Origin of the sequence: Mesorhizobium sp. M0244 (assembly GCF_040321795.1) — a bacterium.
GTDB lineage: Bacteria > Pseudomonadota > Alphaproteobacteria > Rhizobiales > Rhizobiaceae > Mesorhizobium.
Window position 1 is genome coordinate 1 of the sequence record NZ_JAMYSE010000090.1, and the last position, 25,367, is coordinate 25,367.

Annotated in this window: 23 protein-coding genes; 17 read left to right on the forward strand and 6 right to left on the reverse strand. The window is 63.2% G+C overall.

Translation table 11 applies throughout. From position 1 onward, the window contains the following. Window positions 1-132 precede the first annotated feature (132 nt). Genes NKJ08_RS31620 through NKJ08_RS31630 form a run of 3 tightly spaced genes read left to right on the forward strand, consistent with a single transcriptional unit; the run spans window position 133 to window position 2,739 of the window. The gene (locus tag NKJ08_RS31620) at window positions 133-1,020 is read left to right on the forward strand and encodes an ABC transporter permease (protein WP_352785007.1); all 888 of its coding nucleotides are present in this window, start codon (window positions 133-135) and stop codon (window positions 1,018-1,020) included. Then, window positions 1,013-1,804 (forward strand): ABC transporter permease, encoded by a 792-nt coding sequence (locus tag NKJ08_RS31625; protein WP_352785010.1) that lies wholly within the window; start codon window positions 1,013-1,015, stop codon window positions 1,802-1,804. Before NKJ08_RS31620 ends, NKJ08_RS31625 begins: the two co-directional genes overlap by 8 nt. Before the next feature lie 14 nt (window positions 1,805-1,818). Then, on the forward strand, window positions 1,819-2,739 hold the full coding sequence (locus NKJ08_RS31630) for a phosphorylase family protein (RefSeq protein WP_352778543.1): 921 nt from the start codon (window positions 1,819-1,821) through the stop codon (window positions 2,737-2,739). A gap of 117 nt (window positions 2,740-2,856) precedes the next feature. Here NKJ08_RS31630 and NKJ08_RS31635 read toward each other — a convergent pair whose 3' ends face one another. From NKJ08_RS31635 to NKJ08_RS31645, 3 genes are all read right to left on the reverse strand, one after another. Then, entirely contained in the window at window positions 2,857-3,882 is a 1,026-nt protein-coding gene (locus NKJ08_RS31635) for an aldose epimerase family protein (protein ID WP_352785013.1), read from the reverse strand. Window positions 3,883-3,962: 80 nt separating this feature from the next. Continuing rightward, window positions 3,963-5,420, reverse strand: coding sequence for an NAD-dependent succinate-semialdehyde dehydrogenase (locus NKJ08_RS31640; RefSeq protein WP_352778538.1), 1,458 nt, complete (start codon window positions 5,418-5,420; stop codon window positions 3,963-3,965). A gap of 170 nt (window positions 5,421-5,590) precedes the next feature. After that, window positions 5,591-6,541 carry an AEC family transporter gene (locus tag NKJ08_RS31645; protein ID WP_352778536.1) on the reverse strand — a complete coding sequence of 317 codons (951 nt, stop codon included), beginning with the start codon at window positions 6,539-6,541 and terminating at the stop codon, window positions 5,591-5,593. 157 nt (window positions 6,542-6,698) lie between these two features. Here NKJ08_RS31645 and NKJ08_RS31650 point away from each other — a divergent pair, with 157 nt between their 5' ends. The 7 genes from NKJ08_RS31650 (at window position 6,699) to NKJ08_RS31680 (ending at window position 15,499) form a co-directional block, all read left to right on the forward strand. Further along, window positions 6,699-9,710, forward strand: a complete 3,012-nt coding sequence (locus tag NKJ08_RS31650; RefSeq protein WP_352785017.1) for a caspase family protein — start codon at window positions 6,699-6,701, stop codon at window positions 9,708-9,710. 106 nt (window positions 9,711-9,816) lie between these two features. Next, window positions 9,817-10,365, forward strand: a complete 549-nt coding sequence (locus NKJ08_RS31655; RefSeq protein ID WP_352778532.1) for a histidine phosphatase family protein — start codon at window positions 9,817-9,819, stop codon at window positions 10,363-10,365. Window positions 10,366-10,577: 212 nt separating this feature from the next. After that, window positions 10,578-10,862 carry an acyl carrier protein gene (locus NKJ08_RS31660; RefSeq protein WP_023719977.1) on the forward strand — a complete coding sequence of 95 codons (285 nt, stop codon included), beginning with the start codon at window positions 10,578-10,580 and terminating at the stop codon, window positions 10,860-10,862. A 38-nt stretch (window positions 10,863-10,900) separates the two neighbouring features. Then, window positions 10,901-12,088 (forward strand): beta-ketoacyl-ACP synthase, encoded by a 1,188-nt coding sequence (locus tag NKJ08_RS31665; protein ID WP_352529767.1) that lies wholly within the window; start codon window positions 10,901-10,903, stop codon window positions 12,086-12,088. Between the two features lie 13 nt (window positions 12,089-12,101). Continuing rightward, complete coding sequence (locus NKJ08_RS31670) at window positions 12,102-13,391, forward strand: beta-ketoacyl-ACP synthase (protein WP_352778527.1); 1,290 nt, start codon at window positions 12,102-12,104, stop codon at window positions 13,389-13,391. Window positions 13,392-13,475: 84 nt separating this feature from the next. Further along, the gene (locus NKJ08_RS31675) at window positions 13,476-14,504 is read left to right on the forward strand and encodes a zinc-binding dehydrogenase (RefSeq protein ID WP_352778525.1); all 1,029 of its coding nucleotides are present in this window, start codon (window positions 13,476-13,478) and stop codon (window positions 14,502-14,504) included. A gap of 2 nt (window positions 14,505-14,506) precedes the next feature. Next, entirely contained in the window at window positions 14,507-15,499 is a 993-nt protein-coding gene (locus tag NKJ08_RS31680) for a lipid A biosynthesis lauroyl acyltransferase (protein ID WP_352785022.1), read from the forward strand. Window positions 15,500-15,642: 143 nt separating this feature from the next. Here the strand turns inward: NKJ08_RS31680 and NKJ08_RS31685 are convergent, their stop codons facing one another. Next, complete coding sequence (locus NKJ08_RS31685) at window positions 15,643-16,071, reverse strand: L,D-transpeptidase (protein ID WP_352778588.1); 429 nt, start codon at window positions 16,069-16,071, stop codon at window positions 15,643-15,645. Window positions 16,072-16,293: 222 nt separating this feature from the next. Here NKJ08_RS31685 and NKJ08_RS31690 point away from each other — a divergent pair, with 222 nt between their 5' ends. The 6 genes from NKJ08_RS31690 to NKJ08_RS31715 all read left to right on the forward strand — a co-directional run bounded on the left by NKJ08_RS31690 (window position 16,294) and on the right by NKJ08_RS31715 (window position 23,854). Then, the gene (locus NKJ08_RS31690) at window positions 16,294-17,583 is read left to right on the forward strand and encodes an acetylornithine deacetylase/succinyl-diaminopimelate desuccinylase family protein (RefSeq protein ID WP_352785025.1); all 1,290 of its coding nucleotides are present in this window, start codon (window positions 16,294-16,296) and stop codon (window positions 17,581-17,583) included. A gap of 130 nt (window positions 17,584-17,713) precedes the next feature. Next, window positions 17,714-19,192, forward strand: a complete 1,479-nt coding sequence (locus NKJ08_RS31695; protein ID WP_352778521.1) for an ABC transporter substrate-binding protein — start codon at window positions 17,714-17,716, stop codon at window positions 19,190-19,192. A 424-nt stretch (window positions 19,193-19,616) separates the two neighbouring features. Beyond that, window positions 19,617-20,564, forward strand: a complete 948-nt coding sequence (locus tag NKJ08_RS31700) for an ABC transporter permease (protein ID WP_352785029.1) — start codon at window positions 19,617-19,619, stop codon at window positions 20,562-20,564. Next, the gene (locus tag NKJ08_RS31705; protein ID WP_352529781.1) at window positions 20,561-21,430 is read left to right on the forward strand and encodes an ABC transporter permease; all 870 of its coding nucleotides are present in this window, start codon (window positions 20,561-20,563) and stop codon (window positions 21,428-21,430) included. The genes NKJ08_RS31700 and NKJ08_RS31705 overlap by 4 nt, the downstream gene beginning before the upstream one ends. Continuing rightward, window positions 21,427-23,049 (forward strand): ABC transporter ATP-binding protein, encoded by a 1,623-nt coding sequence (locus NKJ08_RS31710; protein WP_352778517.1) that lies wholly within the window; start codon window positions 21,427-21,429, stop codon window positions 23,047-23,049. Before NKJ08_RS31705 ends, NKJ08_RS31710 begins: the two co-directional genes overlap by 4 nt. Before the next feature lie 52 nt (window positions 23,050-23,101). Then, window positions 23,102-23,854, forward strand: a complete 753-nt coding sequence (locus NKJ08_RS31715; RefSeq protein ID WP_352778515.1) for a CPBP family intramembrane glutamic endopeptidase — start codon at window positions 23,102-23,104, stop codon at window positions 23,852-23,854. 57 nt (window positions 23,855-23,911) lie between these two features. On the opposite strand, the gene NKJ08_RS31720 is transcribed toward NKJ08_RS31715, so the two are convergent. Both NKJ08_RS31720 and NKJ08_RS31725 read right to left on the reverse strand, forming a co-directional pair. Further along, window positions 23,912-24,334: an NUDIX domain-containing protein gene (locus tag NKJ08_RS31720; RefSeq protein ID WP_352778586.1), complete on the reverse strand. Its 423-nt coding sequence runs from the start codon at window positions 24,332-24,334 to the stop codon at window positions 23,912-23,914. 81 nt (window positions 24,335-24,415) lie between these two features. Further along, window positions 24,416-24,847, reverse strand: a complete 432-nt coding sequence (locus NKJ08_RS31725) for a TerB family tellurite resistance protein (RefSeq protein WP_352778513.1) — start codon at window positions 24,845-24,847, stop codon at window positions 24,416-24,418. Window positions 24,848-25,047: 200 nt separating this feature from the next. Between NKJ08_RS31725 and NKJ08_RS31730 the strand changes: the two genes are divergently transcribed. Then, entirely contained in the window at window positions 25,048-25,218 is a 171-nt protein-coding gene (locus tag NKJ08_RS31730) for a hypothetical protein (protein ID WP_352451984.1), read from the forward strand. Window positions 25,219-25,367: the final 149 nt, after the last annotated feature.

Consider the following 25,367-nt stretch of genomic DNA (forward strand, 5'->3'; position numbering starts at 1 on the left):
GGACGGCGGGGATGAGGTTCTTGGCTGCATGCCGCGAGCGCTGGCCGGCGGCTGCGCGGAGATTGCCGCCGGGCTGCGGATGACCGCATATGCACCGGCAGCGAAGGTTCACGCGATACCGGGAGCGATGGCGTGACCGTCGTCCGGGACCCGGCGCTCGCGGCGGATGCGCGGCGCGAGCGGCGGTTTTTTCTTTCACTTTCGCTCCCGGCGCTGTTCATCGTTGGACTCGCGGCGATACTGCCCATCCTTTGGATCATCCGGCAATCCTTCCTGACCACCGGGGGTGAGTACACCGTCGGCAACTACCAGAAGGTCCTTTCGAGCGGACTGACATGGTCGGCGCTCGTCACGACCCTCGAACTATCCTTGGGTACGCTGGCGGCCTGCATTCTTCTCGGCACCCCTCTGGCGCTGGCTCTGGCCAGCGTCAGACCAAGGGTGGCCAACGTGCTCATGGCGTTCGTCATGCTGCCGCTGTGGACCTCTATTCTGGTGCGTACCTATGGTTGGCTAGTGCTCTTGCGGCGCGATGGCCTGATCAACGCGGCGTTGACCGGTTCAGGCCTGACGGCGGAGCCATTATCGCTCGTCTACAACTTCACGGGAACGCTCATCGGCATGGTGCACTACATGCTGCCACTCTTGCTGCTGCCTGTTTATGCTGCGATGCGCGATATCGACCCAAATCTCATTCGCGCGGCAGCGAGCATGGGAGCCACTCTCAGGCAGGTCATCCGCACAGTCATTATGCCGCTCTCGGCGGGCGGCATTTTCTCGGGTTCGATCATCGTCCTCATCTACGCCATAGGCTTTTTCATCACGCCGGCGGTGCTTGGCGGCGGCAAGGTAAATCCTCTCTCTACCCGGATCGAGCGTACACTATCGACCTTTCAGGACTGGGGGTCGGCGAGCGTCCTGGGCATTCTGCTCCTCGTTCTTATGGCACTGATCGGTGTGATGTTGCTGGCGGCACGCCGCCTGGTGGCCCAGAACACCGTGGAAGCCTCCCATGCTTGAAACCTATCCGCAAAACAGGCTCGCCCGCATTTTGCTCTGGAGCTTTGCCGCTGTTGTCATGGCATTTCTGATGTTGCCGACGCTCGTGGTGGTGCCGCTTTCCTTTTCGGCGTCGAATCTCCTCGAGTTTCCGCCGCACGCCTACTCGTTGCGCTGGTACGAGAACTTCTTCGGCTCGGCAACGTGGATGGCTGCGCTCAGAACGAGTTTGATCCTTGGGACATTGACGGCGTTGATCGCGGTGCCTTTTGCGCTGCTCGCCTGCATTTCAATGAATCGGCTGGGCGGAAAGGCCGCTGCGGCCATCCAGAGCGTCCTGCTAACCCCCTCGATCACTCCAGGAATCCTGCTTGCGATCGGTCTCTTCTTTGTGTTGGCCGCACAACATCTGATCGGAACGTTATTCGGTGTGCTGGTCGGACATGTGGTGCTGGCCATTCCGGTCGCGTGCATTGTGTTATTGCCCGCGTTGGCCCGTTTTGACTGGAACCAGGTTCAGGCGGCGCGCAGCCTCGGTGCAAACTGGGCCAGAGCCATTGGCGGAATAATTGTTCCGCAACTTCGGATCAGCTTGCTGTCGGCGACATTGATGGCGTTCCTGACTTCGCTCGACGAGTCTGTGATTTCGATCTTCATCGCAAGTGGTCGCAACAGCACGATGCCAAAGCTTATGTTCCTGTCGCTGCGCGATCAGATCGATCCGACCATTGCGGCGATCTCGACATTATGGACCGTCATCGTCGTGGCCGTCGTTCTGATTGTGACCCTTCGCCAAAAGCCCTGACCGAGACTGGAAACATGCCCTCCAATCACCACGCAGCCGACGATTTGACGGATCATTCGACGAACATCCCTCAGGTAGGGTTGGCCATCATCACCGGGTCGGCAAACTGGGGGCTTGCCTTCCCGGAAGATGTCGCATTCCATGGCGTGCGCACGTTGCGGCGCGACATGAGTTTTGAAACGCCTTTCGGTCGTACCGACAACTGGAAGCTGCTCGAGTTCGATGCGTCGATCACAGCCGAAGGGAGAGCGAAGCGCGCGCTGTGCATGTATTCGCACGGCAATCCCCGCGACCATATCGACCATTCCTGCCATCGCCGCGCGTTCTGGGTATTGATGCGGGCGGGTGTACGGCAAGTTCTCGCCTGCTCGACTGTAGGCGCCGTCAACAAGGCGATCCAGCCTGGCGATATGGTGGTGACCGCCGATATCATCGAACTGACGCAGACCCCCTTTTCACTGCTTCCTGACCGCCAGAGCTTTGACTGTTCGGGCAAGCAAATCGTGTGTCCAAGATGTGCGGCGGTTCTGGTCGAAACGGCCCGCCGTCATTGGCCAGCCGAATGCCGCGTTTACGGCATCGAACAGCAGTTGGTGGCTGCCCATTGTTATGGGCCCCGACTGACAACGCCTGCCGAAGCCTTGGCGTATCGGGGCATGGGGGCGGATGTACTCAACCATTCCATCGCTCCTGAGGCGACCTTGTCGCGCGAGATCGGCGCGTGTTTCGTGCCTTGCGCGTTCGTGACGGCGGGCTTCAACGACTATATGGATCGCAACCGCCAGAAATTGCTGCAGGAGGACGTGCTGCCCAATCTCTCCATGACAGCCTCGCGGGTCGCGCTGGATACCGCAGCGCGACTTCCCGCTAATCCGGAATGCTCCTGCCAGGGCTTGAAGTCGCCTCAGCCGGAAGAACGCTCCAGCCGGTTCTGAGACGACCTTGGTGCGCCGGATAGCTGAAGCTCTGCCACCGACCAAGAATCCCGAGGGCGCTGCATTGGGCGTGTTTGCGACGCTCGAGTCGTACGCTTCGGCAGGGGCACTCCAGCCCTAAGGCAGCCTGAACCGGTATTCCGTCACGTGATGGTAGATCTGGCCCGGCCACAGCGTGGCTTGCGGGAAATACGGCCGGTTGGGCGCATCCGGCCAGATTTGCGGCTCCAGGCAGAAGCCCGAAAACGCCCTGTACTGGCGCCCGCCCAATCCGGGTGAGGACGGTGCCAGATACTGGCCGGTATAGAGCTGGACGCCCGGCTCGGTGGTCCAGAGCTCCATCTCGACGCCGGAATTCGCGCCTTGCGCCCATGATGCCTGCTTCAGCGGCCCGCGCGTCGAGGCGAGGCAGAAATTCTGGTCGTAGGGGAGCTGTTCGCCCTCGGTCTCCATGCGCAGCGGCCGCGCCTGGCGAAAATCGAAGGGTGTGCCGTCGACCGGCTTGACCGTGCCTGTCGGGATCAGATCGGCGTCGACCGGCAGATAGGCGCCGGCATTCAGCATCAGCCGGTGGTCGAGAATGTCGCCGGCGCCGCCATCATCCAGGTTGAAATAGGAATGTTGGGTGAGGTTGCAGAGCGTCGGCTCCTCGCAGGTGGCGGTCAGTTCGATGCTGAGCGTGCCGGGGATCTTCAGCCGGTAGGTGCAGGTCACGTCCAGCGCGCCGGGAAAGCCCATCGTGCCGTCCGGGTCGTGCAGGGTCAGCGTGACAAAATCTCTGCCGTGCAGCGAAACCGCCCAGGCCCGGCGCGAAAAACCTTGCGAACCGCCATGCAGCGTGTGCTTTTCGAGGAAATTGCGCTCGGTCTGATAGCGTTTGCCGGCAAGCGTGAAGCGGCCGTCGCGCATACGGTTGGCATAGCGCCCGACGACAGTGCCGAAGAAGGCGGTATCCATCTCATAATGCTCGAAACGGTCATAACCGAGCACCAGCGGCGCATCGTGCCCGGCCAGGCGCAAATCCTGGATAATCGCACCCAGCCCGATGATGTTGGCGGTGAGGCCGCCGCCACGGATGGTGAAGCGGCGGACGGCCTCGCCCGCCTGCGTCGTGCCGAAAACCTCGCCGTCCTTCATTGCCATGCTCGCAAGTTCATTGATCGATGCCAGCCTGGCCTTTCGAAGCGGCCCAGGATCGTTTTCGGTATTACCGCATCAGGCTTCTAGAGACCAAGTCCGCCGATGCAGACATATTTGGTGTCGAGATAATCCTCGATGCCCTGATGGCCGCCTTCCTTGCCGAGGCCCGATTCCTTGACGCCGCCGAACGGCGCTTCAGGGGTGGTGATGAGCCCTTCATTGACGCCGACCATGCCGTATTTCAGCCCTTCCATGACCCGGAAGGCGCGGCCGAGATCGCCGGTGTAGAAATAGCAGGCCAGGCCGAACTCGGTGTCGTTGGCGAGTGCTACGGCCTCTTCCTCGGTCTCGAACTTGAATACCGGCGCTACCGGGCCGAAGATTTCTTCCTTCATGAAGCGCATCTTCGGCGTCGCATTGGCGATCACCGTCGGCTGGAAGAACGAGCCGCCGAGCGCGTGGCGCTTGCCGCCGGCGACGACCTTGCCGCCCTTGGCGGTAGCGTCGGCAATCAGCTCCTCGACCTTCTCCACCGCCTTCTCATCGATCAGCGGTCCCTGCTGGACACCGTCCTCGAGGCCGGAACCGACCTTCAGCCCGTTGCTCGCAGTAGCCAGCTTTTCGACGAACTGGTCATAGATGCCGGCCTGCACCAGGAAGCGGTTGGTGCAGACGCAGGTCTGGCCGGAATTGCGGTATTTGGCGGTGATGGCGCCGGCGACGGCTCGCTCGAGATCGGCGTCGTCGAAGACGATGAACGGCGCGTTGCCGCCGAGCTCCATCGACACTTTTTTCACGGTGACCGACGACTTCTGGATCAGGATCTTGCCGACCTCGGTCGAGCCGGTGAAGGTGATCTTCTTGACCAGCGGGTTGGCACAGATCTCGTCGCCGATCTCACCGGCGGCGCCGGTCAGGATATTGATCACGCCTTTGGGGAAGCCGACTTCCTCGGCAAGCGCACCCCAGGCAAGGCCGGAATAAGGCGTCTGCGACGCAGGCTTGACCACGGCGGTGCAGCCGGCGGCAAGTGCCGGGCCGAGCTTGCGGGCCAGCATCGAGGACGGGAAATTCCACGGCGTGATGGCGGCGATGACGCCGACCGGCTCCTTGGTCACCAGGATACGACGGTCGGCCCAGGGTGACGGCACGACATCGCCATAGGTGCGGCGGCCTTCCTCGGCGAACCATAAAATGTACGACGCGGCCGAGCCGATCTCGCCCTTCGATTCGAGCAGCGACTTGCCCTGCTCGATGGTCAGCAGTTCGGCCAGCACGTCCTGATTGTCCATCATCGCGTCGTGCAGCTTGCGCAACAGCTTCGAGCGTTCGAGCGCGGTGGTCTTACGCCATGTCTTGAAGGCAGCGTCGGCGGCTTCGATGGCGCGGCGGGTCTCGGCCTTGCCCGATTTCGGCACGGTACCGATCTTGAGGCCGGTGGCAGGATTGTTGACGTCGACGGTCTGGCCTGAATCGGCCTGCACCCATTCGCCATTGATGAGATTGGCCTGCCGCATGAAATGGCTGGTTTTCTGAAGCATGATCTCGCCTCCGTTCGGCACCTGGCGGGCCGGTCGCTGATTTCGTGAATGGACGTGCGCGATAGCATCGCTAGAGCCACTGCTCTTAGCCCAGGGCAAGCCCCGCAAGCAATCACAAGATGGCATATAGGGTTTGGGCCAGCCAAAGCGAGAGCGATCTCGCCGGGCTCTTATCCAAAAACATGGACAACCACGGTCAGCCAAAAGGCCGTGGTGACCACCGCGCTGGCGGTGGCGATGGTCATCTGGTTCGATGCCAGCGCCTGGCCGGTGTTGAACTGCACGGCGATGAGATAGGAGTTGATGCCGGACGGCAGCGCCGCCACCACCACCGCCACCTTTGCGGTCAATGGCGGCAGGCCGATCAGCCAGACCAGGCCAAGAACCAGCGCCGGCATCAGAAACAGTTTCAGCGCCGACAGCGCCAGCGCCGGCCGGACATTGCCGGAAATGCCGAAACGGCGCAGGCTTAGCCCCATGGCGAACAGCGCCACCGGGGCGGCCGTGCCGGCCAGCGCGTCGCTCAGCCGCGTCGCAAGCACCGGCAGCTGCGCACCGGTGAAGCGCCACGCAAGCCCGGCCAGTATGCCGATGATCAGCGGGTTGATGAATACCCTCCTGAGAAAGCTCGTGATGACACGAAGCGGATGCACAGGCTCGCTGCCGCCACGGCCGAACATTTCGAACAGGATGATCGAGGCCATCATCATCACTGGCAGGTGAATGGAAACGAGCAGCGACAGCACTTCGAACCCGGCTGGCCCGAACACGCCGATGATGAAGGGAGCGCCGAGCAGGACGACATTGGAATAGGACGACGACACGCCGCCGACGACGCCGGCGCGTGCGTCCCGCCCGAAGATGCGGGTGGTGACCAGATGGCCGGCGGCCCAGGTGATTGCGACCGCCGTGAAATAGGCGCCCCATAGCGACCACGGCGCCACGCCGTGGAAATCGGCCTTTATCATGGTCTGGAACAGCAACAGCGGCATTGCCACGTTGATGGCGAATTCGGATACGCCCTCGCCGCTCGCCGGCTTCAAATAGCCGGTGAGCCCGGCAAGATAGCCGAGCCCGACGAGACTGAAGACGAAGAGGACGGTTTCGGTGAGCGGAGACATTTTTCCCGTGATAGGCGAGCCCAGACTGCGGCGCAATCGCCCTGCCCTGACGAATGTCCCGGCCACACAATCCGCCGCACGGATCTTGCCCGAATTTGCTCATGGTCCGGTGGCAGCGCTATACAGGCTTGGGATTGTCGGGGCGGACATGGGGCGAATGGGCTTTGTCGGAAAGCAGCACTTCTTCAGACAGGCGTGGCTGACGGCTTTCGTCGCCGCCCTGCTCTGTCTCGTCGCGACCTTGGCTCATGCCGCGGAGCCGGCGAGCCTCAAGGGGGTGGCGCTGATCGTCGGCCAATCGAAATACCAGCACATAACGGCGCTTCCCAACCCCGCCAACGACGCCCGCGACATCGCCAAGATGCTGACCGATCTCGGCTTCGATGCGCGCAGCGTCACCGACCGCGATACGGCAAAACTGAAGCGCGACCTCGAGCGTTTCGCCGAGGATGCCGAGGACGCCGACGTCGCCTTGATCTACTATTCCGGCCACGGCATTGAGGCCGGCGGCGAGAATTACCTGGTGCCGGTCGACGCCAATATTGCTTCGCTGAAGGACGCCGACCAGGCCCTGGTGCCGATTTCCGCCGTCATGGACGAATTGAAGCAGACCGTGCCGGTGGCGATCATGCTGCTCGATGCCTGCCGCACCAACCCGTTTCCGCCGGATGCGGTGCTGCGCCGGGCGCCAACCGCCTCGGCTTCGCCGATAAGCGCCGGCGGGCTGGAACCGGTGCGCGGCGCCAGGGCGCTCGCCGACGCACCCGCGAGCGAAAATCTGGGAACGGTGATCGGCTTTGCCGCCGAGCCGGGGCGGCCGGCACTCGATGGCATCGTCGGCGAAAACAGCCCCTATGCAGCGGCGTTGCTGCGCCATCTCGCGGCAATGAAGGGCACCGAGTTCGGCTCGGTCATGCGCATGGTGACCGAGGAAGTCTATCTCGACACCAAGGCGAAGCAGCGGCCATGGGTCAATGAAAGCCTGCGCCGGCTGCTCTATTTCGGCGTAGCGCCGCAGGAGCCGACCGGCGACGACGGGCTGATCACCGGCGAGCGGCGGCAATTGCTGCTGACGATTGCCGAGCTGCCAGATCCCAAACGGGCACAGGTGGAATTGGCCTCGCTGCAGGACGGCGTGCCACTCGACGCGCTCTATGGCGTGCTGAGGGCGCTCGGCACCGAAAAGATGCCCGAGGATCCAACCGACCTGCAAAAGCTGCTCGACGCCCAGGCCGAGCGCCTGAAGAAGATGTTCTCCGAGCGCGACGCGCTGCGCACCGACGACCCCGAGATCAGCCGCCTCGTCGCCTCGGCCGACAAGGCCATCGGCCAGGGCGCCATCGTCACGGCGCGCAACTTCCTCGACCAGGCAGTGGGCCGGGTCGAGCAGGCCAGCGGCGTGGTCGATCAGGCAGAGGAATTGGTCAAGCAGAAGCGCATCGCCGACGCGGCGATCTATGCCAGGCGCGCCGACGCTTCGGCGCTGGTCTTCGACTATCTGTCTGCCGCCAACGACTACCGCAAGGCCTTCTCGCTGGTCGAGAAATGGGACGACAAGCTGCGCTGGAACTACAAGAACCAGGAGGCGGAGGCGCTCAATGCCCATGGCAGCGCCACTGGCGACAGGCAAGCGCTGCAGCGTGCCATCGACGCCTACCGCGTCATCCTGAACTTCATCCCCAATGGCGAGCAGAACCGCGACTGGGCGATCACTCGCAACAACATGGCCGTGGTGTTGCAGACGATCGGCGAGCGCGAGCGCGAAACCGGCCGGCTGGAAGAGGCAGCGAAAATCTTTCGCGATTCGCTTGCCGTGTTCGCGCGCGAGAAGGACGACCTCAACTGGGCCGCCGCCCAGAACAATCTGGCCAATGTGCTGCTGAAGATCGGCGAACGCGAGAGCGACCCGAAACGCCTGAACGAGGCGGTGGTGGCGATGCGCGCCACGCTGGAGAAGCGCCCGCGCGAAAAAGTTCCGCTGGACTGGGCCGCTTCGCAAAACAACCTTGGCCTTGCGCTTTACGCGGTCTCGGAACGCGAACCGAGTGGCGAGCGCCTGGCCGAGGCCGAGGCCGCCTACCGGCTGGCGCTGGAAGAATACACGCGCGAAAAAGCTCCCGTTCAGTGGGCGATGGTTAAGAACAATCTCGGCAACACGCTGGTGTCGCTCGGCACGCAACGCAACGACAAGGCGAAAATCGACGAGGCGGCCGACGCCTTCCGTGCCGCGCTCGGGATCCGCACCCGCGATACCTTCCCGGTCTCCTGGGCGACCAGCCGTCTCAATCTCGGCAATGCGCTGAGCAGTGCTGCCCGTTTCGAACTTGGCACCGGCCTGCTCAAAGAGGCGGCTGCCGCTTATGGCGACGCGCTGACCATCTTCACTCGCCAGCGTTTTCCGACGGATTGGGCTTCAGCGGAGAACAATCTCGGCTCGATCTACCAGACGCTCGGCCAGCGCACCCGCGATGCTGCCAAGCTTGAGCAATCGGCCGCCGCATACCGGGCGGCACGGCGCGTCTACACCAAGAAGGAGTTTCCGCTCGACTGGGCGATGACCCACTACAATCTCGGCAACACGCTGCAACTGCTCGGCGGCGTGGCCGACAAGCCGATGCACTACGAAGAGGCAATCGAGGCCTATCGCGACGCACTGCGCGAATACAAGCGCGAGGCGACGCCGCGGCAATGGGCGCTGGCGCAGGCCGGCCTCGGCTCGGCGCTGCAGTGGCTGAGCATGAGCGAGGCCGATCCCGGCAAACTGGCCGCTTCGATCGCCGCGCGCCGGGCGGCACTGGAGGTACTGACCTTCGAAACCGCGCCCGTCGATTGGGCAAACGCGCAGAACGGCATCGGCATGAGCCTGATCAATCTCGGCAATCTCGAACGCACCGGCAAATATCTGGACGACGCCGAAGCCGCCTTCGAGGCGACGCTCAAAGTCTTCACCCGCGAAAGCCAGCCGATGCAATGGGCCTTCGAGCAGAACAATCTCGGCGACGTCCACTGGAACCGCGGCAGCTATGGCGGCGGCAATGCCGACTATCAAAAGGCGATCGAATTTTTCGAGAACGCCAAGCAGGGCTTTACCGAAGCCGGCTACACACTCCCCGTACCGCTGACCGACCAGAAGATCGACCTCGTGAAGAAGCAAATGGCGAAGAGATAGGCGTTTCGGCCATAGGTTGCGCTCAGCTTGTTTTTCAGCCCGCTTTGCCGTCCCTATATGCCGATCACCGGGGACCTACCTACCGGTCACCCGAAAAGGACGTCTGATGCTTCGATTTGTGCTGGCGCTGCTGTTGCTTGCCGTTCCCGCCACAGCCCGTGCGACGGAATCCGGCTGGGCGCTGCTGCGCGACGGCGGACATGTGGTCCTGCTTCGCCATGCCATGGTCACCGGCACCACCGATGCGGCCAATTTCGACCTCGGCAAATGCGCGACCCAGGTCAATCTCTCGGAGCGCGGCAAGCAGCAGGCGCGCAAGATCGGCGCGCTGTTTGGCGCCCGCGCGGCACCCATCGAACGCGTTCTGTCCAGCCGCTATTGCCGCTGCCTCGAAACCGCCCGCATCGCTTTCGAAAGCGAGCCGGAGCCGTTCGCACCGCTTGACCTGCTGAAGACCGACGAAAAGGAGAAGGCCGCCCAGATCGCTGCGATCCTGGCCGAGATCCGCGGCTATTCCGGCTCCGACAATCTGGTCATGGTCACGCATCTCGAAAACATCAAGGAATTGACCGGCATCTCGCCGCGTGAAGGCGAGGCCGTGGTCGTCGAGCCGCAAGGCGACGGCCTGCGGGTACTCGGCCGCGTTACGTTCTGAGGGGTCAGTCGCTCCCCACGTCGAGCGAGATAGCTGTTGCCGAAATGCCACTGCTGCGAGAAGCCGTGGTTGGATTCCGATCTCATCTTGCTCTGCCTGGGCAGCCATCCCATCTGCGCCCGGCGTATCAGGCCTTTTCCTGCCCGGAAAAACCGATTAGACAGCGCCAAACACATGCGGACAGATTCCGCCCGCAATCGAAGGAAAAGCCCTTGTCCACCACGTTCGATAAAGTCGCCAAGATCATCGCCGACACCAGCGAGATCGATATCGAGACGATCACGCCCGAAAGCCACACCATCGACGATCTCGGCATCGACAGCCTCGACTTCCTCGACATCGTCTTTGCCATCGACAAGGAATTCGGCATCAAGGTGCCGCTGGAAAAGTGGACGCAGGAGGTCAACGACGGCAAGGCTTCGACCGACGACTATTTCGTCATGAAGAACCTGTGCGCCAAGATCGACGCGCTCGTTGCCGCCAAGAACGCCACCTGAGCACAGCGCTTGACGCGCCCGACCCACAACAGCCGCCCATGAATCCCCACGACGTCGTCATATCAGGCATCGGCCTTGTCTCGTCGCTGGGCGAGGGTCCGGATGCGCATTGGCAAAAGCTTGTCCAGCCGCGCCTTGAGCCGGTTCTGGAGGCTTTGCGCTTCTCGCCCTATACAGTCCATCCGCTGCCGGAGATCGATTGGAACCTGCAGATCGCCAAGCGTGGCGACCAGCGGCAGATGGAGACCTGGCAGAGGCTGGGCACCTATGCAGCCGGCCTTGCTCTCGACGATGCCGGCATCAAGGGCAATGACGAACTCTGCGCGACCATGGACATGGTGGTGGCCGCCGGCGGCGGCGAGCGCGACGAGGCAGTCGACGCGGCCATTCTCGCGGCATCGGAAAGCCGCAACGACCGCGACGTGCTGCTCAACGAGAAGCTGACCACCGAATTGCGCCCGACGCTGTTTCTGGCGCAGCTTTCCAACCTGCTCGCCGGCAACATCTCGATCGTCCACAAGGTGACCGGCTCCTCGCGTACCTTCATGGGCGAGGAAGGTGCGGGCGTCGCCGCAGTCGAGACGGCGGCCGCGCGCATCCGCTCCGGCCAGTCGACGCATATACTGGTCGGCGGCGCTTTCCAGACCGAACATTCCGACATGCTGCTCGGCTATGAACTGGCCGGCTACCTGCATCGCGGTCCGTGGCGGCCGGTCTGGCAGAGGCAAGGTGCCGATGGCGGCGGCGTGGTGACCGGATCCGGCGGCGCGTTTCTCGTCCTGGAGCAGCGCGAGCACGCGACAAGCCGTGGCCGGAAGATCTATGCGGAACTCGGCCCGGTCCTGTCCGGCCGCGCCAGGCGCCGGCGGGGCGAACTCGATGGCGAGATCGCCACGCTGCTGAAGCAGGCCGCATTGCCGAATGGCGAGCTGCTGGCAATCTCCGGCGCTTCGGGCGCCCATGCCGCGACCGCGGCCGAGAAAGCCGCGCTTGATGCCAATCCGGCGATCGCCGCACGCGGCTTTTCGACGCTGACCGGCCACATGAAGGAAGCGCAGTTCCCGTTCGCCGTGGCGCTGGCGGCACTGGCCGTCGACCGCAAGGCCGCCTACCCTGTCTTTGATGCCACCATCGAAAAGCCGTTTGACAGCGTTCCGCGGACCGTCCTTGCAACGGCCATCGGCTATCACCAATTCGAGGGCATGGCGCTGATCAAAGCCGCCTAGAGGTGCTTGAAACATGGCCAATCTGAACGACCATATGGGCAGGCCGATCGTCGCCGTCACCGGCATCGGCGTGGTGACGTCGCTCGGCGTCGGCAAGGCCGACAATTGGGCGGCGCTGACATCAGGCAAATCCGGCATCCATCCGATCACCCGCTTCCCGGTCGATCATCTCAACACCCGCATCTCCGGCATGGTCGATTTCCTGCCGTCGAGTTCTAAGGGCGCCAGTCCCCTCACCTATGAGCTCGCCGAAACCGCCGCCCAGGAAGCTACGTCGGAGGCCGGCCTCGATGCCGGCGAGTTCGGCGGACCGCTTTTCCTCGCTTCGCCGCCAGTCGAGCTCGACTGGAGCGAGCGCTTTTCGCTCTACAATTCCGACAAGCCCAATAATTCAGACAGGCACGACGCCGGCGCCGAGAGGCTGCTGCGGGTGGCGCGTGGCCTCAAGGAACTCGACATCTTCGAGACCACCCAGTTCGGTTCGATCGCCGACCGGCTTGCCGACCGTTTCGGCACGCGCGGCCTGCCGATCACGCTGTCGACCGCCTGCGCTTCGGGCGCCACGGCGATCCAGCTCGGCGTCGAGGCGATCCGCCGCGGCGAATGCGACAGAGCGCTGTCGATCGGTGCCGACGGTTCGGCCACCGCCGAAGCGCTGATCCGCTTCTCGCTTCTGTCCGCGCTCTCCACCCACAACGACATCCCCGAAAAGGCATCCAAGCCGTTCTCCAAGGATCGCGACGGCTTCGTGCTCGCCGAGGGCTCGGGCGCCCTTGTGCTGGAATCGCTGGAGGCAGCACTTGCCCGCGGCGCCACCATTCTCGGCATATTGCGCGGCTGCGGCGAAAAGGCCGACGATTTCCATCGCACCCGCTCCAAGCCGGACGGTTCGCCGGCGATCGCGGCGGTGCGCGCCGCCCTTGCCGATGCCGGCTTGAACAAGGACGGGATCGATTATGTCAACGCCCATGGCACCTCGACGCCCGAAAACGACAAGATGGAGCATTTGTCGCTATCGACGGTGTTCGGCGAGCGGATCGGCTCAATGCCGGTCTCGTCGAACAAGTCGATGATCGGCCATACCCTATCGGCAGCCGGTGCTGTCGAGGCTGCATTTTCGCTGATGACGATGCGCGAAAGCGTCATTCCGCCGACCATCAACTACGACAATCCCGACCCGGCGATCGTGCTCGACGTGGTGCCGAACACCAAGCGCAACGCCGAGGTCGGCACGGTCCTGTCGAACTCCTTCGGCTTCGGCGGCCAGAACACCTGCCTTGTCATGGCGCGGGAACCAGTCTAAGCGACCGTTCCGCTCTAGCACTGTTGTCGTGCGCATGGTCCTTTCCGAAACGATTCTCGGGTCATGCGCAACCTGGGATCTGGCATGCGCGCATTGCAACTTATCGAGGATCGCCGGCTTGAAACGGTGGACCTGCCGCCACCGCCGCCGCCTTCGCTCGGCGAGGTGACGCTGCGCATCAAGGCCGTGGCGCTGAACCACATCGATGTCTGGGGCTGGCGCGGCATGGCCTTCGCCAAGCGCAAGCTGCCGTTGGTCGTCGGCGCCGAGGCCTCCGGCGAGGTCGAGGCGGTCGGCCCCGGCGTTTCCAGCCTTGTGCCCGGGCAATTGGTGTCGATCTATGGCGCCCGCACCTGCGGTCTTTGCCGCGCCTGCCGCGAAGGCCGCGACAATCTCTGCGAGCATGTTTCGGGCGTTCACGGCTTCCATCTCGACGGCTTTGCGCAGGAAAAGGTCAACCTGCCGGCGCGTCTTCTGGTCCCCGCTCCGCCCGGCGTGAGCGAGATCGGCGCGGCGGTGGCGCCGGTCACCTTCGGCACGGTCGAGCATATGCTGTTCGACAATGCCCGGCTGCAGCCCGGCGAGACGATCCTCGTCCATGCCGGCGGCTCCGGCATCGGCTCCGCCGCGATTCAGCTGGCCAAGAAGACGGGCTGCACGGTCATCACCACCGTCGGCTCGAACGACAAGATCGACAAGGCAAAGGCGCTCGGCGCCGACCACGTCATCAACTACCGCGAGGACCGCTTCGAAGGCGTCGTGCGCAAGCTGACGAAGAAGAAGGGGGTCGACGTGGTGTTCGAGCATGTCGGCGCCGACACCTTTGCCGCCTCGATGCTGTGCCTGAAGCGCGGTGGACGGCTGGTCACTTGCGGCTCGACCTCCGGCGTGTCGACGCAGATCAATTTGATGCAGCTGTTCCAGCAGCAGCTGAAGCTGCTCGGCTCCTTCGGCTGCCGCATGGAAAACATGGCGGACGCCATGCAGAAGATGGCGGCAGGTCTGGTGGCGCCGGTGATCGACACCGAGGTCGGCTTCGAAGGCATCGATGCCGCGCTGAAGCGCATGGAGGGCCGCGACGTGTTCGGCAAGATCATCCTGCGCGTCGGCTGAGAATGATCGGCAACGCTTTCAGGAAGATCCGCAGGGACCTGGGATTCCGCTATGGCAGGCGGCTTCGCCAGTTCAACTACTGGCTGGTCGCGCGGGTTGCGATGATCATCATCTCCGCGCTGCGGCTGCTGCCGCCCGACCGGGCGCTCAATTTCGCCGACCGCGCCGCCCGCCGCATCGGCCCTTGGGTGCAGCGCCATCAAGTTGCTGTCGACAATCTGCGCAAGGCCTATCCGGAAAAAAGCGACGCCGAGATCGAGGCGATCGCTTCCGATATGTGGGGCAACATGGCTCGCCTCGCCGCCGAATATATCTTCCTCGATGCCCTATTCGACTATGATCCCGTTGCGACAAAGCCGGGCCGCGTCGAGGTCAAGGGCGAGCAGCATTTCGTGCGCATCGCCGGCGAGGACAAGCCGCATATCGTCTTTACCGGGCATCTCGGCAATTTCGAGCTGCTGCCTGTCGCGGCCGCCACTTTCGGCATGAACATCACGGCACTGTTTCGCCCGCCCAACAATCCTTACCTAGCCGACTACATCCTCTCGACCCGCCGCTCGAGCATGGGATCGCTGCTGCCGTCTTCGACCGGCGCCTCGTTCGCGCTTGCGGCCGTCCTCGAGAAAGGCGGCAATATCGGCGTGCTGGTCGACCAGAAATTCACGGGCGGGCTCGAAACGACGTTCTTCGGCCGCCCCTGCGAGAGCAACCGGGTTCTCGGCACCCTGGCGCGGCACTATGACTGCGATGTCTATCCGGCGCGCTGCGTGCGCCTGCCGAACAATCGTTTCCGGCTCGAGATCGAGGACAAGCTCACCTTGCCGCGCACCGCCGGCGGCAGTGTCGACGTCCCCGCCACCACCCAGCTTCTCAACGACGTGGTCGCGCGCTGGGTGCGCGAAGACCCCGGCCAGTGGATGTGGTTCCACAAGCGCTGGGAGATCAGCGGCCGCAAAAAGCGTCGGCCGGCGACAATGCGCGACAAAGCCGCCTGAGCGCACCATCTTTTTTGGGCGCAAGCCTTATTTTGTTCTTGCTTTGTGCCGCCAGCTATGCTACTAATTTCGCTATGGTGCTATTTGGCCCCGACGAACCCGCCGGTCCGGCGGGTTTTTTGTTGCGGATCGAGGAGCAGGCCCTAATTCGTCACGAGGATCCGCGTATTGCCGAAGCCGGCCTTGCGCACCATCGAATAGAACGCGGCGGCGTTGCTGGGGTGGAGGCGCACACAGCCATGCGATGCCGGGCGCCCCAATTGCCGGATCGCGCCGGTGCCGTGGATGGCATAGCCGCCGCGGAAGAACACCGAATAGGGCATCGGCGACATGTCGTATTTGCGCGAATACCACATCCGGGCCGTCCGCTGTGGACGATAGCTGCCGCGTGGCGTGATGTAGCCTTTGCGGGCGGTGGAAACGCTCCACCGGTAATACGAAAGCCCGTATCTTACCGTCATCGTCTGTGAGGAAATATCGATGTTTGCGACCAGGCTGGCCGCGCGACTCTCGAACGACGAACCGAACAGCATCGCCATCAATACCGCTGCCATGAGAACAGTGTTTTTCATGCGATCAAACCCCTTTGATGCCCCTTGCATGCCTGCCCTCACGCCGTTCTCCAGCGTTTTGATGGCAAGCCAGCGAGCTAACACCTACTCCTTGACGATTTCACCAATCTAAAGCAGCGAATTTGAACGATTTCCCGCGATAGTTGCCGTAACGACACGTAATCAAGGCGCAATTCGCCGCCGGGCTTGCAAAACCACACCGTCCGTTGCTCAATTGGCCGAATGAACGAATCGAACGAACGGCTCCTCAAGGCGATCGACGACCGAGCCGATGACCTGGTTGCGCTGACCGCGGAGCTGATCCGCTTTCCGACCATCAATCCGCCCGGCGAAGCCTATCGGCCATGCGCCGAATATATCGGCGCGCGGCTGAAGAAGCGTGGTTTCGAGATTGAATTCATCCGTGCCGAAGGCACGCCCGGCGACACCGACCGCTATCCGCGCGTCAACGTCATCGCCCGCTTCGATGGCCGGGCGCCGGGTGCTTGCGTGCACTTCAATTCGCACATCGACGTGGTCGAACCCGGCGACGGCTGGAGCCTCGATCCCTTCGCCGGGATCGTCAGCGACGGCAAGGTCTATGGCCGCGGTGCCTGTGACATGAAAGGCGGGCTTGCCGCCTCGATCATCGCCGTTGAAGCCTTCATGGAGGTCTTTCCCGATTTTCCCGGCGCCATCGAGATTTCGGGCACGGTCGACGAGGAGTCCGGCGGCTTTGGCGGCGTCGCCCATCTGGCGAAGCTCGGCTATTTCTCCAGGCCGAAGGTCGACCACGTCATCATTCCCGAGCCGCTGAACAAGGACCGCATCTGCCTTGGCCATCGCGGCGTCTGGTGGGCGGAGATCGAGACCAAGGGTGAGATCGCGCACGGCTCGATGCCGTTCCTCGGCGACGATGCGGTGCGCCATATGGGTGCGGTGCTGCGGGCCTTCGAGGATGAGCTGTTTCCGGCGCTCGATCGCAAGATGACGCGCATGCCGGTCGTGCCCGAAGGGGCAAAGCGCTCGACCATGAACATCAACTCGATCCATGGCGGCCAGACCGAGGATTTCCGGCCCGGCCTGCCCTCGCCCAACGTGCCCGATTCCTGCCGGCTGACCATCGACCGCCGCTTCCTGCTCGAAGAGGATCTCGCTACGGTCAAGAGCGAGGTGACCGATATCCTCGAACGGCTGAAGCGCGAGCGCAAAAAGTTCGACTACGAAATCCGCGACCTGATGGAGGTGCTGCCGCTGATGACCGAGCGCGACGCGCCGGTGGTTAAGGCGGTCGCGCAAGGCATCATGGAGATATTCGACCGCGAACCGGATTACGTGATTTCGCCCGGCACCTACGACCAGAAGCACATCGCCCGCATCGGCCACATCTATGACTGCATCGCCTATGGCCCCGGCATTCTCGACCTCGCCCACCGGCCCGACGAATGGGTCGGCATTGCCGATATGCTGGACTCGGCAAAGGTGATGGCGATCGGCCTCGGCGTTCTGCTGAGGGGCGCCGGCCCGCGATGATCCGGGCGTGGGCGGAAAAACATTCCTCCCGATGTCGGCCGACGGTACGAAACGCAATTTACTCCGGGGCAAATCCACGCTTCTATCCGCCGGGTTTGGACACGTGTTTTAGCATATGGGGAATTGCACGATGAAATTGTGGAAAACCATTCTGGCCGCTGCGGCATTGGCCTTGGCCGCCGGGACCTCGGCGATGGCCGCGCGCACCGATCTGGTCATCGGCATTCCGCTCGAACCCCCGCATCTCGATCCGACAGCGGGTGCCGCGGCGGCGATCGACGAGGTGCTCTATGCCAATGTCTTCGAGGGCCTGACCCGCATCGGCCCGAACGGCGAAGTGCTGCCTGATCTCGCCGAAAGCTGGAGTATTTCCGACGACGGCAAGGTCTACACCTTCAAGCTGCATACCGGTGTGAAATTCCATGACGGCACCGACTTCAACGCCGACGATGTGAAATTCTCGCTCGACCGTGCCCGCGCCGACAATTCCGTCAACGCGCAAAAGGGCCTGTTCGCCGCTATCGACAAGGTCGAGGTCGTCGATCCCGCCACGGTGAAGGTCACGCTGAAGAACCCGCAAGGCTCCTTCCTCTACAATATGGGCTGGGGCGACGCGGTGATCGTCGCGCCTGAGACAGCCGACACCAACAAGGAAAAACCTGTTGGCACCGGCCCGTTCAAGTTCCAGAACTGGGCCAAGGGTTCGTCGATCACGCTGGTCAAGTCGGACAATTACTGGGGCGCACCGGTATTCCTCGACAAGGCCGAGTTCCGCATCGTTCCGGATGCCGCCGCCGCCGTTCCGGCATTGCTGTCGGGCGACATCCAGGCCTTTCCGTTCTTCGATCCCGACAGCGTCGCCCAGGTCAAGGACGACCCACGCTTCAAGGTGGTGATCGGCTCGACCGAAGGTGAAACCATCCTGTCGATCAACAACAAGAAGCCGCCCTTCGACAAGCTGCAGGTAAGGCAGGCTATTTCCTTTGCACTCGATCGCAAGGCGATCATCGACGGCGCCTCGGCCGGCCTCGGCGTGCCGATCGGCTCGCACATGTCGCCCGCCAGCAAGGCCTATGTCGACCTCACCGGCCTCTACCCGCACAATGTGGCGAAGGCCAAGGAGTTGCTGAAGGAAGCCGGCCTGGAGAATGGCTTCAAGGCGACGCTGAAGCTGCCGCCGCCCTCCTATGCGCGGCTTGGCGGCGAGATCATCGCCTCCGAGCTTCGCGAAATCGGCATCGATCTCGAGATCATCCCGGTCGAATGGGCGCAATGGCTGGACCAGGTCTTCACCAAGAAGGATTACGACCTGACCATCGTTTCCCACACCGAGCCCAACGACATCGATATCTATTCGCGCAAGGACTATTACTTCAACTACGACAACCCGGCCTTCGACAAGATCATCGACGAGTTGAACCTTACCTCGGATGAAGCCAAGCGCACGACACTGCTCGGCGAGGCGCAGAAGGTCCTGGCCGATGACGCCGTGGTCGGCTTCCTCTACGAACTGCCGAAGGTCGGCGTCTGGGACGCTAAACTGCAGGGCCTGTGGGAAAACGCCCCGATCCAGGCCAACGACCTGACCAAGGTGAAGTGGACGGATTGAGCCGCTGGGCAGATAGGCGAAAGTTGCACTCCTTCGCGCCCCCCTCTGCCCTGCCGGGCTGCTTGGCCCGAGCCGCAGGGCAATCGCTTCAGGTCTGCGCTGCCCCTCATCTGCCTGCCGGCATCTTCTCCCCGTATAGTGACGGGGAGAAGAACGCCCTCGCAAAGGATTTCGCCAATCTTCAGCGGTGCAGAAAGGGTGCTGAGGTTGCGGCCAGCCCCCTTCTCCCCGTCTCTATACGGGGAGAAGATGCCGGCAGGCAGATGAGGGGCGGCGCCGACTTCGACTATTGGCCGGTCGAGCGCTACCTTTTGTCTGAAGCGACTGCCCTGCCGAGACCCGTAGCGTCCGCTAGGACAGAGACGGGCGTGAAAGAGCACTGTCACCTGGTCTCCGCGACAGGCAACGCAGCGGTCCGTGTGCGATGACCGCCTACCTCTTCAAGCGCCTCGTCATCGCCGTCGTCACGCTGGTTCTGGCCTCGATGGTCGTTTTTGCCGTGCTGGAGATCATTCCCGGCGACCCGGCGCGGCTGATGCTTGGCCTGAACGCGAGCGCCGATCAGGTCGAATTGCTGCGCAACCAGATGGGCCTCAACGCTCCCGTCGTGCTGCGCTACCTGCATTGGGCCGGCGGCTTGATGAGCCTCGATTTCGGCCGTTCCTACACCTATTCGGTGCCGGTCATCGATCTGGTCCGCGAGCGCCTCGTCGTCTCGCTGCCGCTGACGCTGATGGCGCTGGCGTTGTCCACCGCCATTGCCATTCCGGTCGGACTGTTTTCCGCCAGCCGAAGCGGCCGCGCCGGCGACACGATCGCGATGGGTGCCGCACAGCTTGGCGTCGCCGTGCCCAATTTCTGGTTCGCGCTGATGCTGATCTATTTCTTCGCCGTCTGGCTGCGGTTGGTGCCGGCGGGCGGTTTTCCCGGCTGGAGCGCCGGCGTCTGGCCGGCGCTGAAATCGCTATTCCTGCCGGCAATCGCCCTCGCTCTGCCGCAGGCGGCGATCCTTGCCCGGGTCACCCGCTCGGCGCTGATCGAAGTGCTGAACGAGGACTACATCCGCACCGCCCGCGCCAAGGGCCTGCCCTATCGTCTTGTCTTATGGCGGCACGCACTGCGCAACGCCATGATCCCGGTGGTCACCATTTTAGGCCTGCAATTCGCCTTCCTGCTTGCCGGCACCATCATCATCGAAAACGTCTTCTATTTGCCCGGCCTCGGGCGGCTGGTGTTCCAGGCGATCAACCAGCGTGACCTGATCGTGGTCGAGAGCGTCGTCATGTTGCTGGTCGCCGCCGTCATCGTCGTCAATTTCGTTGTCGATCTCTCCTATGCGGTGGTCGATCCGCGCCTGAGAGGCCGGCAATGACGCTGCACATCGACATCCCCGACGAGAACCTTGCCGGCATCCTGGCCAAGGCGTTCAAAAACCGTTCGTTCCTTGCCGGCTTCGTCATCACCGCACTGGTGGCCGCGGTCGCCATCCTTTCCTTCTTCTGGACGCCTTACGACGTCACCAAGCTGGTCATTTCCGACAAGACCCAGGCGCCATCGCTGGCGCACTGGTTCGGCACCGACCATTTCGGTCGCGACATCCTGTCGATGATCATGGTCGGCGCCCGCAACTCGATTGCCGTGGCGCTGGTGGCGGTCGGCATCGGCATGGGCATCGGCGTGCCGCTCGGCGCCTTTGCCGCGGCGCGCGGCGGCACCGCCGACGACGTGCTGATGCGGCTGAACGACCTGGTCTTCGCCTTTCCGGCGCTGCTTTCGGCAATTATGATCACCGCCATCTTCGGGCCGGGCGCGTTCAACGCCATCATTGCCATCGGCATCTTCAACATCCCGGTATTCGCGCGCGTCGCCCGGGCCGGCGCCCTGGCGATCTGGCCCCGCGAATTCATCCTCGCCGCCCGCGCCGCCGGCAAGAGCAGGACGCTGATCAGCATCGAACATGTGCTACCCAACATCGCCACGCTGCTCCTGGTACAAGGCACCATCCAGTTCGCGCTGGGCATATTGGCCGAAGCCGGGCTTTCCTATGTCGGGCTGGGCACGCAGCCGCCGATGCCGAGCTGGGGCCGCATGCTGTTCGACGCCCAGACCCGCATGGTGGTGGCGCCGTGGATGGCGATCTTTCCCGGCATGGCGATCGTCATCACCGTGCTTGGCTTGAACCTCCTTGGTGACGGCATTGCCGACATTCTCGATCCGAAATCGCGGCGGCAGCGATGAGCCTGCTCGAAATCGACAAGCTGTCGCTGACCATCGGCGGCACCCGTATCCTCAGAGACGTCGAGCTTTCCGTCGCGCCGGGCGAAGTGATGGGGCTGGTCGGCGAATCCGGCTCCGGCAAGTCGATGACGGCGCTCACCGTGATGCAGCTACTGCCCTGGACGGCGCACGCCACCGGACGCGTCACCTTCGACGGCATCGATATCCTGGCGGCGAGCGAGGATCAGATGTGCGCGCTGCGCGGCGACGACATCGGCATGGTGTTCCAGGAGCCGATGACGGCGCTCAACCCGGTTAAGACCATCGGCGAGCAGGTTGCCGAGGGTATTCGCTGGCACACCAGGGCGAGCCGCGCGTACGCAGAGGAACGGGCGCGAAAAATGCTCGACCGGGTCGGCTTGCCGGCGGCGCAGTTCCCTTTGTCGCGCTATCCGCACGAGCTTTCCGGGGGCCAGCGCCAGCGCGTCGTCATCGCCATCGCCTGTGCGCTAAAACCCAAGCTGCTGATCGCCGATGAGCCGACGACCGCGCTCGACGTGGTGCTGCAGGCGCAGATCCTCGACCTGCTGCGCGACCTCGTAGCGGAAAACCGCATGGGCCTGCTGCTGATCTCACATGACCTCGCTGTGGTGACCGAGATGGCGGACCGCATCACCATCCTGCGCCACGGCGAGGTGATGGAGGCCGGCGACACGGCGCGCACGCTGTCCGAACAACTCCATCCCTACACGCGCCAACTGGCGCAGGCCTCGATGCATGTGCCGGCGCGCGCCCGAACACATGAGGTCGGCCAAGGCAAACCCCTGCTCCAAGTCGACAATTTGACGCGCGATTATCCGGGACGCCGCATATCGCTGTTGAAACGCGCTGCTCCCATCCGTGCCGTCGACGATGTCTCCTTCTCGATGGCGCCCGGTCAGTCGGTGGCGCTCGTCGGCCGTTCCGGCTGCGGCAAGTCGACCCTCGCCCGCATGGTTCTGGCACTGGACAAGCCGACCGCCGGAACGATCCGCTTCCGCGGCGACACCCTCACCGGCAAGAGCGAGGCGGAGCTGAAGCCGGCACGGCGCGACATGCAGGTCGTGTTCCAGGACCCGTATGGCTCGTTCGACCCACGCCAGAAGGTCGAAAGATTGGTGGCCGAGCCGCTGCATGTGCTGGAGAAGAAGCCGCCGCCCGCCGCGCGGCGCGAGATGGTGGCGCATGCGCTGCACGAGGTCGGCCTCTCACCAAGCGACATGGACAAGTATCCGCACGAGTTTTCGGGTGGCCAGCGCCAGCGCCTGTCGATCGCCCGCGCCATCATCACCCGGCCGAAGCTGGTCGTCGCCGACGAGCCGGTCTCGGCGCTCGACGTCTCGATCCGCGCCCAGATCCTCGACCTGTTCGCCGAGCTCAACCAGAAGCTCGGCATCGCCTATCTGTTCATCACCCATGATCTGACCGTCGCCCGCGCCATCACCGACGAAGTGATGGTCATGCATGACGGCAAGATCGTCGAGCGCGGCAGGACGAGCGAAGTGCTCGACCACCCGCAGTCCGAGGCGGCCAAGGCGCTGGTCGCCGCCGCTCCCGATTTGCATCGGGCCATTGCGAAAAAGATGCAGGAGCAGGGTTAGAGCAGCTTTGTGGCACGGCTTATTCGTCGGCGTACGGGCGGGAGAATGGCCATTGACAGCCAACAGTTTTGAAAGGTGCGAAGGGCCCGAGCCCAATCGGGTTCCGCCGCTGGGCCTGGGCGGCTCTGCTGCGCTGTTCGGGGCGGGTGCTCTGCTGCTGTTCCTGACAACGCGGGTAGCAGTCCCAGCGTTCGTCTCCGCCACCGGGGCTGAGACTGTGGTGATGTGGTTCTTGGCCGCAAGCATCATCCTTTTTGGCCCCCTGCTCCTCACGGCTGCCCTGCTGTTGTATCGAGAACGGCGTCCAGGAAGGCTGGGTTCGTTGGGCGCGCGGCTGTGGCTTCGCCCGATGAATGGCGGCGACTGGCTCTGGGCTGTTGGCGGGCTGGCGGCTGTCAGCGCGCTGACCGGCGGCATCGGCACCGCGCTCCGGATGCTGCAAGACGGGAAGAATATTCATCCCTCGTTCATGGCTTTCGAGCCGCTAGGTCCCGGCCGGTACTGGATTCTCGGCGCGTGGCTGCCGTTTTTTGTGCTGAACATCGTTGGGGAAGAGTTTGTCTGGCGGGGTGTCGCACTGCCGCGGCAAGAGGTTGCCTTCGGGAGGCGGGCTTGGCTGGTCAATGGGACCCTGTGGTTGTTGTTCCACGCTGCCTTCCCTTGGCAAGTCCTGTTGACCCTTGTGCCGATCACGTTGCTCCTGCCCTACATTGTCCAGCGGCGTCGCAGCACATGGGCCGGGATCGTTATCCACGCCGGGTTCGGTGCAATGGGCTTCCTGGTCCTAGCATTCGGGCTTGCCTAGCGCCCCAGACCTGCACCGCGCGATTGTACGGCGGTGCAGGAACAGGTTTGAGGCCCCTCAGATCATCTGGAATTGCCCGGTGGCCTTGAACCGGAGATAGGCGTCGATGCTGCGCGCCATATTGGGCAGCATTTCGGGCAAGCCGTCGACCGCAAACCAGCCGACGGCGCTGCTCTCGTTATCGATAACGGCCGGCTCGCCTTCAAAGGAGCGCGTATGCAAGATCAGCGCGAAGAACTGGGCTCGATCACCATTCGGAAACAGGAATGTTTCATATTGCGGGTCGCAGCCAAACCCGAACGGCTCGATGCCGCTGACGATCAGCCCGGTTTCCTCGGCTACCTCCCGGCTTACCACCGTTTCCAGGTTCTCCCCTTCCTCAGCATTGCCGCTCGGCAGACCCCAAACACCAAAATCGGTCCGTTTCTGCAGCAGGATGCGACCATCGGCGCCCTCGATGGCGATCCGCGCATCGGGCATCAGCACCAGACGATCGCCGATCAGCTCCCGCAGTCGTCCCAGATAGCTGTCGGCGTCAGCAAATCGTTAGCACACGATGTCTCAGTCTTGTGGCTTGACCAAATCGACCGGGCTGATGTCGAGCAGGTCGAGCGTGCGGCGAAGAAGCCGCATCTCGTTCCCGGCAAGCTGCGAGTCGGCCTTGGCGATTTCCGCCATGTGGCGGGCGAGCAGCTTGCGCCGCTCGACGTCGAGGTCGCGGAACTGCGCAATGGCCTGCGAGCCGTTGGTCTCGTAGCCGAACTCGTTGAGGTATTCGATGACGCTGTCGATGCTGGTTTCGGGAATGCCGAAAGCTTCACGGCAGATACGCCTGAAGGCGGTCATCTCGCTTTCGCTGACCGAACCGTCGGCCAGGATCATGCGGAACAGCATCAGCAACTCCGCCGACAGCACCGGATCGTCCGCCACCTTGCGCACGCCGGGGTCGCCGTCGAAGATCGAGCGTATCTGGTCCAGCAATCCCATCGCCATCAGCGTCCCCTCCGATTCGTCCGGAGATAGGTAGCGCGGAATCGGCCTGGCGCAAACGGGGTGCGCGTGGTGGAACCCGCCATATTTTCTCGCCGGAAAACTGCTGGCCAATCCGGCGACCCGCTGCGTGTGCTCATTGGTGTGTGACCAAGCGCCTGATAGTATGCCGCTGTACGAATCATGTTGAGGAGGGACCGAACATGAATCTCAGTGCGCCTACCCAGCTTATTTTCATCATATCCCTTGTTATCGCCATCATCGGCGTTCTCGCCGCGCTTGGCGTTCTTGCGTTCATCCCTTTGGCTGCCGTGTGGATTGTCGTCATCGCCTACATCGTGCTGGCCGCCGGCTGTCTGATGCGCGGCGCTTAAACACAACCAGAGAACTCAGAATCTCAGGCAACTCGGAGCGGGCGGGCCAAAACCCGGCGGGGGTTGTTTTGTGGGGGTGGGGTTTTATAAAAAAACCCCGCCCCCCCCCCCCAAGGCCAGGGGGGTGGGGGGGTGGGGGGTTGTAAAAA

Excerpts from the sequence above, each read along its gene's own strand:
- NKJ08_RS31625 (WP_352785010.1), top strand. The coding sequence starts at position 1,013 with ATGCTTGAAACCTATCCGCAAAACAGGCTCGCCCGCATTTTGCTCTGG.
- NKJ08_RS31630 (WP_352778543.1), top strand. The coding sequence starts at position 1,819 with ATGCCCTCCAATCACCACGCAGCCGACGATTTGACGGATCATTCGACG.
- NKJ08_RS31635 (WP_352785013.1), bottom strand. The coding sequence starts at position 3,882 with ATGGCAATGAAGGACGGCGAGGTTTTCGGCACGACGCAGGCGGGCGAG.
- NKJ08_RS31640 (WP_352778538.1), bottom strand. The coding sequence starts at position 5,420 with ATGCTTCAGAAAACCAGCCATTTCATGCGGCAGGCCAATCTCATCAAT.
- NKJ08_RS31645 (WP_352778536.1), bottom strand. The coding sequence starts at position 6,541 with ATGTCTCCGCTCACCGAAACCGTCCTCTTCGTCTTCAGTCTCGTCGGG.
- NKJ08_RS31650 (WP_352785017.1), top strand. The coding sequence starts at position 6,699 with ATGGGCTTTGTCGGAAAGCAGCACTTCTTCAGACAGGCGTGGCTGACG.
- NKJ08_RS31655 (WP_352778532.1), top strand. The coding sequence starts at position 9,817 with ATGCTTCGATTTGTGCTGGCGCTGCTGTTGCTTGCCGTTCCCGCCACA.
- NKJ08_RS31665 (WP_352529767.1), top strand. The coding sequence starts at position 10,901 with ATGAATCCCCACGACGTCGTCATATCAGGCATCGGCCTTGTCTCGTCG.
- NKJ08_RS31670 (WP_352778527.1), top strand. The coding sequence starts at position 12,102 with ATGGCCAATCTGAACGACCATATGGGCAGGCCGATCGTCGCCGTCACC.
- NKJ08_RS31675 (WP_352778525.1), top strand. The coding sequence starts at position 13,476 with ATGCGCGCATTGCAACTTATCGAGGATCGCCGGCTTGAAACGGTGGAC.
- NKJ08_RS31680 (WP_352785022.1), top strand. The coding sequence starts at position 14,507 with ATGATCGGCAACGCTTTCAGGAAGATCCGCAGGGACCTGGGATTCCGC.
- NKJ08_RS31685 (WP_352778588.1), bottom strand. The coding sequence starts at position 16,071 with ATGAAAAACACTGTTCTCATGGCAGCGGTATTGATGGCGATGCTGTTC.
- NKJ08_RS31690 (WP_352785025.1), top strand. The coding sequence starts at position 16,294 with ATGAACGAATCGAACGAACGGCTCCTCAAGGCGATCGACGACCGAGCC.
- NKJ08_RS31695 (WP_352778521.1), top strand. The coding sequence starts at position 17,714 with ATGAAATTGTGGAAAACCATTCTGGCCGCTGCGGCATTGGCCTTGGCC.
- NKJ08_RS31700 (WP_352785029.1), top strand. The coding sequence starts at position 19,617 with ATGACCGCCTACCTCTTCAAGCGCCTCGTCATCGCCGTCGTCACGCTG.
- NKJ08_RS31705 (WP_352529781.1), top strand. The coding sequence starts at position 20,561 with ATGACGCTGCACATCGACATCCCCGACGAGAACCTTGCCGGCATCCTG.
- NKJ08_RS31710 (WP_352778517.1), top strand. The coding sequence starts at position 21,427 with ATGAGCCTGCTCGAAATCGACAAGCTGTCGCTGACCATCGGCGGCACC.
- NKJ08_RS31720 (WP_352778586.1), bottom strand. The coding sequence starts at position 24,334 with ATGCCCGATGCGCGGATCGCCATCGAGGGCGCCGATGGTCGCATCCTG.
- NKJ08_RS31725 (WP_352778513.1), bottom strand. The coding sequence starts at position 24,847 with ATGGCGATGGGATTGCTGGACCAGATACGCTCGATCTTCGACGGCGAC.
- NKJ08_RS31730 (WP_352451984.1), top strand. The coding sequence starts at position 25,048 with ATGAATCTCAGTGCGCCTACCCAGCTTATTTTCATCATATCCCTTGTT.